The organism is Ruegeria sp. CDSA221 (assembly GCF_059611825.1).
In genome coordinates, this window is record NZ_JBXWPK010000012.1 from 81,417 (window position 1) to 94,154 (window position 12,738).

General features: G+C 55.9%; 16 protein-coding genes. 9 read left to right on the forward strand and 7 right to left on the reverse strand.

The genetic code is table 11. The features are described from left to right. Window positions 1-7 precede the first annotated feature (7 nt). The 4 genes from AC2FJ5_RS16545 to AC2FJ5_RS16560 all read left to right on the forward strand — a co-directional run bounded on the left by AC2FJ5_RS16545 (window position 8) and on the right by AC2FJ5_RS16560 (window position 2,869). Window positions 8-1,147, forward strand: a complete 1,140-nt coding sequence (locus AC2FJ5_RS16545; RefSeq protein WP_496794069.1) for a Hint domain-containing protein — start codon at window positions 8-10, stop codon at window positions 1,145-1,147. A 169-nt stretch (window positions 1,148-1,316) separates the two neighbouring features. Further along, window positions 1,317-1,604: a 50S ribosomal protein L28 gene (rpmB, locus tag AC2FJ5_RS16550; RefSeq protein WP_142638086.1), complete on the forward strand. Its 288-nt coding sequence runs from the start codon at window positions 1,317-1,319 to the stop codon at window positions 1,602-1,604. Window positions 1,605-2,011: 407 nt separating this feature from the next. Then, window positions 2,012-2,362 carry a hypothetical protein gene (locus AC2FJ5_RS16555; protein WP_142638088.1) on the forward strand — a complete coding sequence of 117 codons (351 nt, stop codon included), beginning with the start codon at window positions 2,012-2,014 and terminating at the stop codon, window positions 2,360-2,362. A gap of 42 nt (window positions 2,363-2,404) precedes the next feature. Beyond that, complete coding sequence (locus AC2FJ5_RS16560) at window positions 2,405-2,869, forward strand: copper chaperone PCu(A)C (protein WP_496794070.1); 465 nt, start codon at window positions 2,405-2,407, stop codon at window positions 2,867-2,869. An 81-nt stretch (window positions 2,870-2,950) separates the two neighbouring features. On the opposite strand, the gene AC2FJ5_RS16565 is transcribed toward AC2FJ5_RS16560, so the two are convergent. Continuing rightward, entirely contained in the window at window positions 2,951-3,559 is a 609-nt protein-coding gene (locus tag AC2FJ5_RS16565; RefSeq protein WP_496692855.1) for an HdeD family acid-resistance protein, read from the reverse strand. Window positions 3,560-3,613: 54 nt separating this feature from the next. After that, entirely contained in the window at window positions 3,614-4,309 is a 696-nt protein-coding gene (locus AC2FJ5_RS16570; RefSeq protein WP_271950400.1) for an NAD-dependent deacylase, read from the reverse strand. A 28-nt stretch (window positions 4,310-4,337) separates the two neighbouring features. Between AC2FJ5_RS16570 and AC2FJ5_RS16575 the strand changes: the two genes are divergently transcribed. Further along, window positions 4,338-4,781 carry a low molecular weight protein-tyrosine-phosphatase gene (locus tag AC2FJ5_RS16575; protein WP_496707572.1) on the forward strand — a complete coding sequence of 148 codons (444 nt, stop codon included), beginning with the start codon at window positions 4,338-4,340 and terminating at the stop codon, window positions 4,779-4,781. A gap of 67 nt (window positions 4,782-4,848) precedes the next feature. On the opposite strand, the gene AC2FJ5_RS16580 is transcribed toward AC2FJ5_RS16575, so the two are convergent. The 3 genes from AC2FJ5_RS16580 to AC2FJ5_RS16590 form a co-directional block, all read right to left on the reverse strand. After that, window positions 4,849-5,775, reverse strand: a complete 927-nt coding sequence (locus AC2FJ5_RS16580; RefSeq protein ID WP_496794071.1) for a DMT family transporter — start codon at window positions 5,773-5,775, stop codon at window positions 4,849-4,851. Window positions 5,776-5,934: 159 nt separating this feature from the next. After that, the gene (locus tag AC2FJ5_RS16585) at window positions 5,935-6,876 is read right to left on the reverse strand and encodes a LysR family transcriptional regulator (protein ID WP_496794088.1); all 942 of its coding nucleotides are present in this window, start codon (window positions 6,874-6,876) and stop codon (window positions 5,935-5,937) included. Window positions 6,877-6,942: 66 nt separating this feature from the next. Further along, window positions 6,943-7,254, reverse strand: coding sequence for a hypothetical protein (locus tag AC2FJ5_RS16590; RefSeq protein ID WP_496794073.1), 312 nt, complete (start codon window positions 7,252-7,254; stop codon window positions 6,943-6,945). 175 nt (window positions 7,255-7,429) lie between these two features. Here AC2FJ5_RS16590 and AC2FJ5_RS16595 point away from each other — a divergent pair, with 175 nt between their 5' ends. Together AC2FJ5_RS16595 and lepA are read left to right on the forward strand one after the other, a co-directional pair. Further along, complete coding sequence (locus tag AC2FJ5_RS16595) at window positions 7,430-8,053, forward strand: RNA ligase family protein (protein ID WP_496794074.1); 624 nt, start codon at window positions 7,430-7,432, stop codon at window positions 8,051-8,053. 86 nt (window positions 8,054-8,139) lie between these two features. Then, the gene (gene lepA / locus AC2FJ5_RS16600) at window positions 8,140-9,939 is read left to right on the forward strand and encodes a translation elongation factor 4 (RefSeq protein ID WP_496794076.1); all 1,800 of its coding nucleotides are present in this window, start codon (window positions 8,140-8,142) and stop codon (window positions 9,937-9,939) included. Between the two features lie 99 nt (window positions 9,940-10,038). Here lepA and AC2FJ5_RS16605 read toward each other — a convergent pair whose 3' ends face one another. Together AC2FJ5_RS16605 and AC2FJ5_RS16610 are read right to left on the reverse strand one after the other, a co-directional pair. Further along, the gene (locus tag AC2FJ5_RS16605) at window positions 10,039-10,407 is read right to left on the reverse strand and encodes a hypothetical protein (RefSeq protein ID WP_496794077.1); all 369 of its coding nucleotides are present in this window, start codon (window positions 10,405-10,407) and stop codon (window positions 10,039-10,041) included. A gap of 13 nt (window positions 10,408-10,420) precedes the next feature. Further along, on the reverse strand, window positions 10,421-10,957 hold the full coding sequence (locus AC2FJ5_RS16610; protein WP_496794078.1) for a hypothetical protein: 537 nt from the start codon (window positions 10,955-10,957) through the stop codon (window positions 10,421-10,423). A 457-nt stretch (window positions 10,958-11,414) separates the two neighbouring features. On the opposite strand from AC2FJ5_RS16610, the gene AC2FJ5_RS16615 reads away from it, so the two are divergent. After that, entirely contained in the window at window positions 11,415-11,594 is a 180-nt protein-coding gene (locus AC2FJ5_RS16615) for a CTP synthetase (protein ID WP_142638109.1), read from the forward strand. Between the two features lie 90 nt (window positions 11,595-11,684). After that, window positions 11,685-12,005: a hypothetical protein gene (locus AC2FJ5_RS16620; protein WP_142638110.1), complete on the forward strand. Its 321-nt coding sequence runs from the start codon at window positions 11,685-11,687 to the stop codon at window positions 12,003-12,005. Window positions 12,006-12,738 lie beyond the last annotated feature (733 nt).

Sequence of the window (12,738 nt, forward strand, 5' to 3'; positions counted from 1 at the left end):
GTCAGCTATGCCCGATATTACTGGGACCAACGGCAACGACGATATCGACGTTAACAATGACACGGGGACCCTGAACGGTTCACCGGCTGGAACTCCGATTGATAATATCCGCGGCCGGGGTGGCGACGACGACGTCGATATCAATAACAGCACGATTACCGGGAATGTCATCGGCAATGCCGGCTCCGACACGATCACCGTCACCAGCAGCACCATTGGTGGCAGGATTGCCAGCGGGTCGGATGACGACACTGTCGATATCAGTGGCTCGAGTATTGGAAACATCCGGCTGGGGAGCGGCAACGATACCCTGAATTTCACCAGCACCAGCGTTAGTGGCGATTTGCGGGGTGGTGGCGGGACCGACACGTTGAACTTGCCGGTGGGTACCGTCATCACCGATACCAATTTTGGCGTCATTAATGTCGTAGATGGCGTAGGCTATACCCTGTCCAGCGGGACGTTCACCCTACCATCCGGTATCACGGTCACATATTCTGCCTTTGAGAACGGAAGTGGCGTTCCTTGTTTTACCCGTGACACGCACATCCTGACGCATGACGGCATGAAAGCAATCCAAGCGCTGCGGATCGGGGACATGGTCCCGACCATGGGGTGCGACCCTCAGCCTATACGCTGGATCGGTCGTCGACAGTTTGACCGCGCCGCCTTGCTGGTAAATCCCAGGCTCTTGCCGGTACGAATCCTTGCAGGTGCGCTGGGCGAGGGTTTGCCGCATCGCGATCTTCTGGTCTCACGCCAGCACAGGATGCTGGTGCAGTCCAGAATCGCGGAACGCATGTTCGGCACCACCGAAGTTCTGATTCCGGCGATCAAACTGACCGCACTGCCGGGAATCTATATCGATGAGGCCGTGCAATCGGTTGAGTATTTTCACCTGCTATTTGATCGCCATCATGTCATCTTTGCCGAAGATGCCCCAACCGAAAGCCTGTTCACCGGAGTCGAGGCCCTGAAATCCCTCGGATCGGAGGCGCGGCAAGAAATTTTCGAGATCTTTCCGGAACTGATCGAAAATCATGGTGAAAACCCGGCCCGGTTCATACCATGTGGACGCCAACAGTCCCACCTGATCCAGCGGCATTTGAAGAACAACAAACCCTTGCTTCAACGCAATGGCGCCTAGGTCTTATAGAGTTTAAGATGGGTGCAAAGATTTCGCACGGCCCGTCTTGACCCTTCCTGTGATTCCCACTAAACGCATCCAACCAGTTTTCGGGCGCGACTTCGGGTTGCGCCCCTTGTGATTTGGCCACGGGTCCTGTACCCAGCCCGCAGATACAAAGGAAGAAACCATGTCGCGCCGTTGCGAACTGACCGGAAAAGGCCCGATGACTGGCAACAATGTCAGCCACGCCAAAAACAGAACTCGTCGTCGTTTTCTGCCCAACCTGAACGACGTAACCCTGCAGTCGGAAACTCTGGGTCGTGGCGTCAAGCTGCGTATCTCGGCCGCTGCCCTGCGTTCAGTTGACCACCGTGGTGGTCTGGATGCGTTCCTGGCCAAAGCCAAGGATGACGAGCTGTCCACCAACGCACTGAAAGTGAAAAAAGAAATCGCCAAGGCTCAAGCTGCGGTCTAAACGTTCTTTTTCATCAAAGATTTCGACCCTGTACCCGAACGGTGCAGGGTCTTTTCTTTTGTCTGATTGAGTTTAGACGATTTCGCCGTCAGAGCGTGATCTTGTTCACATACAGTGTTCTGATGTTTGAATATGTTTGTTCATATTCTATTGGCGGAGTTCGATCTCATGTCTTTCAAATCCTTTGATTCCCTCTCCCTGTTGGCGGCCTTTTTTGGCAAGACGTTTGGGACATGTGTGCGGATGCAGCGTCAGGTGAACAGGTTGCATACCAGCCTGACCAAAGGGTCTGTCAAACGTCCTGGATTGGACAACTGACCTCGTACTGACCAAAATGACCCGAGGGCTTCTGGCGCATTCGATTGTGCTTGAAGCCCTTTTTGTCTCGGGCGTATACCGAAGGCAGGATGAAACACTTTCGGAACAGATTTCTATCATTTGCCCTGTCTCTGCTGGTCATTCTGACCGGTCAAGGGGTGGCTGCGTCGCGTGGCGTTGATACCGCAGTCGGGCAGATGGTGCTGTGTACTGGTGTTGGTCCTGTTGTGATCTATATGGATGCCGAGGGGCAACCGGCAAAGCCCCCGCATTTCTGCCCCGACTATGCGCTGACGTTGCTGGGTGCTATTGCTGTCGTTTCACATGTGCTGCCCGATGCACCAAGTTATGCCGGGCCATTTTTAGAGCGCGGCGACAGGAGCCTAATAGCAGCGCCCGTTCCGTTTCAGCCCGCCCGCGCGCCACCTGCAAGAGCCTGATTAAATTTAACTTTTTCAGACACTTGACATAGGAGAGGCGCAATGTCCCTCACTTCCAAACTTTTGGCAACCCTGGCTGCGGCCGCATTTGCCACCACTGCAATGGCGCAGGAAACCATCACACTAGAAGATGCCTATGCGCGCTCCGCCGGCAAAACGGCGAAAGCGGGCGCGGCCTTTATGGTGATTCAGAACACGGGCGAGGCGGATGACCGTCTTGTTCGCGCGGAATCGGAGGCGGCTGCACGGGTTGAGCTGCACACGCATCTGATCGATGCCAACGGCGTGGCGCAGATGACCCATGTCGAAGAGGGATTCGTCATCCCAGCCGGTGGTGCGCATGCGCTCAAGCGCGGGGGCGATCACGTGATGTTCATGGGATTGGTTGCTCCGTTTGAACATGGTGCAACTGTGCCTGTAACGCTGGTTTTTGAAAAAGCCGGTGAGGTTGAGATCGACGTGCCGGTTGATCTGGAACGAAAAGACATGAGCGCCCACTCGAACTAAGGTCACGTCATCCTTCAAGCCGCTATGCGGCCGTCATCCACGCGTCAGGCCGGGCTTTGCCCGGCCTGTTTGCCTATCGCTTCAACGGTTAACAACCCGCATCGAAACGCGGTCATGCGCCCGTTTGAAGCGCGCTGCCAGAAAGAACATCACGGCGGCGAAAGCCAGAGCGGAAAAGGCAATGGCCCACCCCAGTGCGACCATGCCACTGCCGGGCCAGAACAACAGCACCAACCCAATGATCAGCGCAATGATCCCCGAGTTTCGCACCATCACGGCATCCGGGTTGTTGCTGGGTATCTGCCGCCATGCCAGCAACGAACCGATGCCGACGATCAGCGCCCAAGCACCCAGCAGGAAAAATGTCAGCCGCGCAACACCCTCGGGCCAGATCAGCAGGACAAGACCGATCAACAGTGCCCCGATGCCGACGCCGCCGATCAATCCGCGCCGTCCAAAGCCTAGTAGGGTCAGGCCGCCATCTAGAACCAAAAGCAGGCCGACCAGTCGCAACAGCAATGAGATACTGCCCGTTGGCCAAAACAGCGCGGCGATCCCCAATGCTCCGGCCAGACATCCGCGCAACAGGAAGGTCCACCACAGATTTGCCAGTTGGTCGCCAAATGTATCGCGGCCCTCCATACTGGAATCGTCCAGGATTTCTTCGCGCGTGTGGTGGGGGTCGGTCATGGGAGCCTCTTATTTCGATTGTCGTATCAATAATTTTGGTGCCGGTCTGGCGGGCTAAGATTCGCGCAGCAGCTTTTGAACCCAGCGTGGCACGGTTTCGGATGCAGGGCCAAGTATCACCTGATCGAAACTCGAGGCGCCGGATGACGGATCTAGGTTCAACTCGACGGTTCGTGCGCCTGACATTGTCGCCTCGTGCACAAATGCTGCGGCGGGGTAGACCTGACCCGAGGTGCCGATTGAAGCGAAGATTGCAGCATTGGCCAGGTGATCGTAGATCAGGTCCATAAAATAGGGCATCTCACCGAACCATACAACATCGGGTCGGGCGGTTGGGCCACCGCAGGCGGGGCAGGGTTCACCCACCGACATCTCGGGCGGGGCGACCCAGCGGTGATCGCAGGTGGTGCATAAGGCCCCAGCGAGGGTGCCGTGCATATGGATCACATTCTCGGATCCTGCGGCTTCGTGGAGGCCGTCGACATTCTGGGTCACGATGATAACCTCGCCGGGCCAGTTGCGTTGCAGATGGGTCAGCGCGGTATGGGCCGGATTGGGTTGCGCCTGTGCAGCCTGCACACGGCGCGCGTTGTAGAACTTTTGCACCACCGCCGGATTGCGGGCAAAGCCATCGGGCGTGGCGACATCCTCGATCCTGTGCTGCGCCCACAGACCTCCTTCGTCGCGGAATGTGCCCAGCCCGCTTTCGGCGGAAATCCCGGCACCGGTCAGAATGACGATCTTTTCCATTTCCGCCTCACGCGTTACACCCGGTTGTATGACACACCGTATCCTTTTCGTCTGTTTGGGCAATATCTGCCGGTCTCCGGCCGCCGAAGGTGCCTTTCGCGCCCGTGCGCCGCATCATGCCACCGACAGCGCCGGAACCTCTGGCTGGCACATCGGAGACCCGCCTTATGGCCCAATGCAGCAGGCTGCTCATGACCGTAGTATCGACATCAGCGATCTGCGCGCGCGCAAATTCGTGGCCGAAGATTTTGACCGCTTTGACCTGATCATCGGAATGGATGCAGAGAACCTTACCAATATTGAAAACTTGCGTCCCCGTGGCAACAAAACTCCGGTTCGCTTGCTGACTGATTTCGCTACTGAGACAGGCGCGGATCATGTGCCCGATCCGTATTACACCCGTGATTTCGAGGGCACGCTGGATTTGATCGAAAAGGCCGTCGCAGGTCTTGACGCACATCTGAGGGCTTAGTTGTAAATGCTCTGATGTCTTCGACATTCAGGTGTAAAATCAATCGACGCCTGCATCGGGGCCAAGCTCACCTGTTTGGTTCTTTCGCAATCACAGTGGATAAGGTGCGTGTCGTCCGGCTTCTGGTGATCGCAATCGCACCCAAAACCAAAGCGCAGGCTACGGCCTGTGGTGTTGTGATTGCTTCGCCAAAGGCAAGAAAGCCCACAGCAAACATTGTCGGCAATTCAATGCTGCCGACGACCGCAGTTTGAGAAGCGCCGATCAACGGCGAGCAGATCGTATAAATGAGCTGTGGCACAAGCGCTGTGACCAGGCCAATTCCGACGATCAAAATCCAGTCGGATTGCCCTTGCGGGAGCAACTTGGCAACATCGGCGTTCAACATCAGCGGCAACAGCCCGAGAACCGATCCCAAGGAAACCGAAGCAATGCGCGCAAGCGGTGCGATGCGGGACAACCTGTGAACCAAGACACATATGCCGAAGCCGAACCCGATTGGGGCTGCCAGCGACATCAGAAGCGTTGGTATGTGCTGTATCGGAACAGATGCGGGCGATCCTGCAATGAGTGCCGCCAACGTAATGAGGCCCGAGGCGAACAATGCGCGCCTTGTGGGTGTATCGGCGAACAAAGCCCAGGCAATGATCAGCGTGAAAACCGGATAGGTCATATAGAGAACGCCCACAGTCGATGCGGGTAATGTCTCCAGCGCCGTCACATATCCAATCCATCCAAGGCCCATTACCGCGCCTGCCGAAAGCCCCCAAACAATCTCGCGCCAAGCGTTTCGGTGTATAAAAAGAACAGGCAGCAGCAGAATTGCCGTAACGATGTAGCGATAGAACGCGACTGCATAAGGCGCGACGCCTTGCTCGGTCAGCCCTCGGCTAAAATAAGGAACCAACCCGAAACAAATTGAGGCGAAAAGAACGCCGGCAACCGCAATCGGATAGGGAATAGTTGGTCTCGTCTGTGTTGATATCGTTGCCATTCCATTTTGCTATCACAGGTTTGCGACTGCTGTAGCAGAGATTCGTCGAGCGGTTGCTTTGGTTTGCAAAGCTAACCCTGGTTCAGTTCTGTATGAAGTTGGTGGCAGAAACACACGGCGCGTTGGTAAATATGCTTCCAATATCTGCGGTGCCCTACACTAACTCATCACCTTCAACTGCCCGCCCAGCCACGGCACCTGCGCGACTGCCGGATCAACAATCTGGGTCCGCATCAGCCGTCGGATCATGTCTGCAACCTCTTTGGGTACTTGGTCTGACCAGTCAGAGCGGGTGAAAAGCGAAATTGTGCGGGCGAAGTCACCGAACGGGACCGGATGCGCCTCCATCCCGTCATGAAACCGCGTCGCACGCATATATCCCAGTGGTGTGGTGATCGCCCAGCCAAGCCCCTGAGCGACCATTGCCATCAGCGCCAGGTGCGAGCCGATTTCAAACCGTTCCTCGAACTCCATTTGCTGGCGCGCCAGATGCGCCTCGATCTGGCGGCTGATCAGCTGATCTCGGGCGTATCGCAGAAAGGGCAGGTCCTGTATTGAATTTCCCACACCCTTTGGGGTCACCAGAATGAATGGGTCCTGAACCAGAGGGTATTCAATCACACCCTTCAGGACCTCTCCGGAATGCGCGGATACAGCCATATGCAGCCTTTGGGCCTCTAGCTCGGCGAACAGGTTTAGACTGGGCAACGTGATCAGTTTGAATTTCGACCGGGTCAGGCTGTCGGCCAGCAAAGTCGCCAGCCGCGGGGTCAGATCGTTGTCGAAATCGTCAATCAAACCGATGGAGAGGGTGGTCAGATGCCCCAGATCCATCACGGTCAGTTCGCTTTGGGCCATTTGCAGTTCGGCCAGCACGACCTCGGCCCGCGCCAGAAAGCTGCGGCCGGCTTGCGTTAAACGCATTGGTCGTCGCCCGTGATCGACCAGATCAGTGCCCAATGCCTTTTCCAGATTGCGCAACTGCTGAGAAACCGAAGGCTGGCTGAGCCCCGTGATCTCGGCGGCCTGTGCCACCGATCCTGTCCGCGCCAAAGCCTCGAACACCTCAAGGCCCCGCAGGGTCAGCCCTTTCATTACCATCTGATACACCTTTCGCTGCGCCATTTCTGAGGTGCAGTGCGCATCAGGTCAAGCAGCGTGACCGGCTTAGTTGCAGATTGCCTGCGCCATCTGGCCAAAGTTCTTATACCGATCCCACAGCGCATCATCGCGCGAAGTCTGCGACATCTTCAACTCCTGCGCCTGATGGGGGTCGGTGAACCACTTGGCGACGGTCTTCTGATCGCCCCGCGTCAACGCCTGATCTGCGACGCGCTGAATGCAACTGCACCGCGCCCGCGTCGCCGCCGACCGGTCCGACGCCAGACACGCTCGTTTGATCTGCGCAGCCTCGCTCGGTGCCGGAGCCAACGCCGTCAGCGATGCCACGCAGAATGCGATTAAGAGGAACTGTTTCATGCTCTTGCCTCGTTTTTGCCTGCCCGGACGGGTCTGATGCCCCTCTCGGTCTGCGGCGGAGTATGAATCAAAGTGGATTTCGGATCAATCATGTGCTGCGAAAAAGTGATTGCGCACATAATTGATGTCGCGTTTTCTGGCCTGACTTCGCTTAGAACTCTATCGTGAGACCAAAATGCTGAAGAAATACGGGCGTACATTCCACTTGCCGCAATCTCCCGGTGCTACGAGTGATGACAAGATCATGTCGAGTGTTGATGAGTTGGCATCAGCGGACGAAGTCGTCTTTACCGAAAAGATGGACGGTGAGAATACGACCATCCACAGTCAAGGCTGTCACCCTCGCAGTATCGACGCCGGATATCACCCGTCGCGAGACTGGATGAAGGCTTTCGCAGCTGGTATCGCACCGCAACTTACTAAGGATGAGCGCATTGTTGGCGAATATCTATTCGCACGTCATTCCATCGTGTATTTGGAATTGCCGACTTATTTTTTGGGATTCGCGCGGATCAAAGCTGGAATCGTTCAGCCATGGGATGCGACGCTGTCACGCTTTACAAAACTTGGAATCAGCCCTGTTTCCGAACTGTATCGGGGACGGTTCTCAGCTCAGGTCGTCGCTGATGTAATTGCAGCCCTAGATCTAGACACACAAGAGGGGTTTGTCGTTCGCAAAACAGCAGCATTCGAGGAAGAAAACATGCCCACTCATCTCGTGAAGTACGTACGTGAAGGTCATGTGCAAAGTGAGACGCATTGGATGAATGCTGAACTGGTTAGAAATGGGCTGGTCTGATCGAATCGAAGCCTAGCAACTAAAGGGTTTCGTCGGGTCTCGTCCTACCTTGACCGCAGCCCATTTCCGACGCATATCCCCAACCCATGACAGACCTCGCTCACATCCGCAATTTCTCCATCGTCGCGCATATCGACCATGGCAAATCCACCCTTGCTGACCGGCTCATCCAAGAGACCGGGACAGTCAAGGATCGTGACATGAAGGAACAGCTGCTCGACAGCATGGATATCGAGCGGGAGCGTGGCATCACCATCAAGGCCAACACGGTCCGCATCGACTATACCGCCGACAATGGCGAGAAATACGTGCTGAACCTGATCGACACCCCCGGCCACGTGGACTTTGCCTATGAGGTTTCGCGGTCGATGCGTGCGGTCGAAGGCTCTCTGCTGGTTGTGGACTCGACCCAAGGGGTCGAGGCGCAGACGCTGGCCAACGTGTATCAGGCCATCGACGCCGATCATGACATCGTGCCGGTGTTGAACAAGATCGACCTGCCTGCGTCCGATTGTGACCGCGTGGCCGAACAGATCGAGGATGTGATCGGCATCGACGCGTCCGACGCGATTCAGGTCAGCGCCAAGACCGGGCAGGGCATCCATGAGACGTTGGAGGCCATCGTCACCCATCTGCCGGCCCCCAAGGGTAATCTGGATGCACCGCTCAAGGCGATGCTGGTCGATAGCTGGTACGACGCCTATCTCGGCGTCATCGTTCTGGTCCGCATCATGGACGGCACCCTGAAAAAGGGCATGCGGGTCAAGTTCATGTCGAACAACACCCTGCACCATGTCGACCGCGTCGGCGTCTTCCGGCCTGAGATGGAGATGGTCGACAGCCTCGGTCCCGGCGAAATCGGCTTTCTCACCGCCTCGATCAAACAGGTCCGCGACACGCGCGTTGGTGACACGATCACCAATGACCGCAATGGCGCAGAAATCGCGCTGGACGGCTTTAAACCCGCGCAACCGGTGGTGTTCTGTGGCCTCTTCCCCGTCGACAGTTCCGAATTCGAGGACCTGCGCGATGCGATTGACAAACTGGCGCTGAACGACGCCAGCTTCAGCTTTGAGATGGAAACCTCGGCCGCGCTGGGCTTTGGCTTCCGCTGCGGCTTCCTTGGCCTGCTGCACCTTGAGGTCATTCGCGACCGGATTGAGCGCGAATATGATATCGAGCTGATCACGACTGCGCCCTCGGTGATCTATCACGTCTTCATGAAAGACGGCGAAATGATCGAGCTGCACAACCCCGCCGACATGCCCGACCCCTCAAAGGTCGACCATATCGAAGAGCCGCGCATCAAGGCGACCATCCTTGTGCCGGATGAATTCCTGGGCGACGTACTGAAACTGTGCCAGGACCGCCGCGGCATCCAGATGGACCTGACCTATGCGGGCAGCCGCGCCATGGTCGTCTATGACCTGCCGCTGAACGAGGTCGTCTTTGACTTCTACGACCGCCTGAAATCGGTGACCAAGGGCTATGCCTCGTTTGACTATCAGATGACCGGCTATACCGAGGACGCGCTGGTCAAGATGTCGGTGCTGGTGAATGACGAGCCCGTTGATGCGCTGTCGACCATGGTTCACCGTGACCGGGCCGAGATGCGGGGCCGGGCGATGTGCGAAAAGCTCAAGGACCTGATCCCGCGCCACATGTTCAAAATCCCGATCCAGGCCGCCATCGGAGGCAAGGTCATCGCCCGCGAGACCCTCTCGGCGCTGCGCAAGGACGTGACCGCGAAGTGCTACGGAGGCGACGCCACGCGGAAACGCAAACTGCTGGACAAGCAGAAGGCGGGTAAGAAGAAGATGCGCCAGTTCGGGAAAGTGGATATCCCGCAGGAGGCGTTTATTTCTGCGCTTAAGATGGATAGTTAAAAGCTGGTCGTTTTGAATGCAGAGCGTGCAACCGCTACAGAACGTTGTGTTCGTAGGCTAAGTTATCCCAGTTTCAATCGCCCAGCCAATCAAGCTGCGTCAAGCAGAAGTCTGCACGGGGGACGTCTGACTGGTATTCGATGACTGGCAGCGTTCTTTTGCTAGTGCATCAGCAAATACGCTGAAAGTTTTTTTGGCCTGATCCGTTTGAGCGGAAGAGAGTTCGCGCCGAGCCATTCTCTCAATGGCTTCTACCACTCGTTGATCTAAGTGCATGGCCGTCCAAACCGCGATCCGTTCAAGATCATATTCGGTCAACCAATTCGCCTTCGCCCATTTTTCCAAGTATATCAGAAGCGCGGCTTCATAAATTTGATAGCCATTCAATTGTTGCGCAGCATTTCGAAGAGCAGCACGATCGCTTGGTCTGAAATTATGAAAATGATATGTGAGTCTCTCAGGTTTCATGATTATCCTTGGATCAGGCCGCTTTAAGATCGTCTAGCTCCAACTCCTTTTCGATTAGCTGTCTGAATTCCACCAAGATGTTCTCTACTTGTTCCTCGGATGGCGGGGCGAATCTGCAGTACCTACCAGAGTTCACGTTCACATACCAGCAAAGCTTTCCACCATTTTCGTCTAAGAACAATTCTCCTCCAATTCGAGCTGAGCCGCCTTGAAGAAGGGTGGGATGGCCCAGCTTCTTCTCCTCTGACGGATGCCTTGGAAAGTCTCTACGCCGGGGGTAACCCATAATCTCGGTTCCGTCGGGCATTTCGGCAAGCTCTTCCACAGAAACGTGAATACAGCCGCCAGAATCCATTGCCCATATATATGTAATTGTCTTGGCCGAATGGCGGAATAAGCCAGGTTCGCTGGCCTGTCTAAAATCGACTAGCTTCTTGCCGAAACTTGTGGACAGAGAACACTTTGACATCGGTTCTCGATTAACCTCCCAGTGATCTACCTTATATGGTTGCCGTACCACTCCAAAGCTCAAGTCAAGATCGCTCGTCAAATTCCAATCCCCCTAACTGTAACATAAATGTGTTGAGAATATGGTAAGAAAAATCAAAATTGCTTCTGCATTACAAGTTTTATTGTCGTTTTCCCGCGGTTTGCGTGGAAGTAAGCACAAGATTGGTTATCTAAGCCGGTGCCTTTCTAAACAGTATTTCGACATACACACCTCCGGCGGCACCGCCGGGCGCGCCGATCCGCCCCCATGGGGCCGGCGCTGCCCTCCGTTCTGCTGATCGACCGTCGCAAGCGCGTTTGCGCCCCAGGGCTCCGCCCGTTCGGCCCTAAGGGCTCCGCCCGTTCGAAAGCGAAACCATCCCCCGGATGGTTTCCGGGCTGCTTTCTCACTCCACCAGACCGTTTCCAAGACGGGCCTCACTCTGACCCAGATCAAAGACCGCATGCGCTCTCACTCCTAGGATCCGCGAAAGTTGAATCCCTGAAATGAGGCCCCCATGCTTCCCCTGATGCTGATCGTACATATCTTCCTAGGATCCACCTTTGCCGGGTCCGCTGTCATTGCGGTTCTGTCGATGGGGTATACGACGCTATACCCTATCCTGATCGCTGCCGGAGCTGGCTTTATTGCGGCGTTTCCGGTTTCGTATCTGGTGACCCGAAAGATCGCGGGATAAGGCCTGTTCGGCCCATTGTGACCAACCTCACAGCCGCATCCCGGCTGGCCTGCTAGAGTTTACGTTGCGAAACCCTAGCAGGAGGCGCAGATGTCCACATCCATGATCCCCTTCATTGCCCTCGGGTCAGCGGGTCTCTATTCCGTTGCCATGGTCGCGATGAAGTTCTGGTGGAAAATCCCCGGCCTGGGGCTTGGCCTGCTGATCGTCGCGACCCTGTTGGCCGGGGCGACGCTCGAACTCGCCGCGCTGCGCGACGAACGGTTGGGCATAATCTATACTGGCATTCTGGGGGCCGAGGTCGTTCTGATCGCCATCGCCTCATTCTTTCTGTTTGGCGAAAACTTCTCGCATCGCGAAGTGTTTGGCATTTCCCTGGTCGTGATCGGCACCGCGCTGGCCTGGGCCTAAGCGCGACAAACTGGTTAGGCTTTTTTAAAGCCTTCATGAAGCTTCCTTTAGGTAAGTTGCAACCGGCCCTCAGCCACCCAATCTGTATAAAAGGCCAGCGAAAGGCCCAGTGCAGGAGGTGAGCCAGTGACAGCAAATTCAACTATCGAAGCGGTAAATGCCCCTTCATTTAGGTTGGCTGCGTGGGCTGGCGCAAGATCCTTGGGCTGTATGTAATCTTGAATTTGCGTAGCCTGCGCGATCGAACGAGTTCCGGGCTCGTCTCTGGTCTCCAGGTGAACTGAAGCGTCTCTGGTCCGGTTGGAATTTAGGGGGTACTGGCTGCGAATTGCCGCAGCGCTTAGTAGGTAACCCAACCGGGTCGGAGCGCTTCTCAAATTCAGAACAGGCTTTCAGCGCAAAATGCGGGCAGGTGGCCCTGATTGGTCAGAAAATGCCTCGGTCCTCGGAGGCCGTGGCCAAAGAGCGACCCGTTCAAGGCGGGTTTGATTCGAAATATCAGGGATCGGATCGGCGCAATCGCTCACCAAAACCCCCAGAAGGGTCGTGCAGCCCGTTTGCGCCTGCAGAAAGAGTCCAAAATCCCGGGCCGAGCACGTAATTTCACTTGTCCAATGGCAACTCTGCGCAGGAACGTAAAATCTAGAGTTATCCACATCACTCTCCAGCGAGATATCAACAGTTTATCCCCGACTATTTTTTATGCTGCAGTGCTATTTTCTTGCCCGTTTAT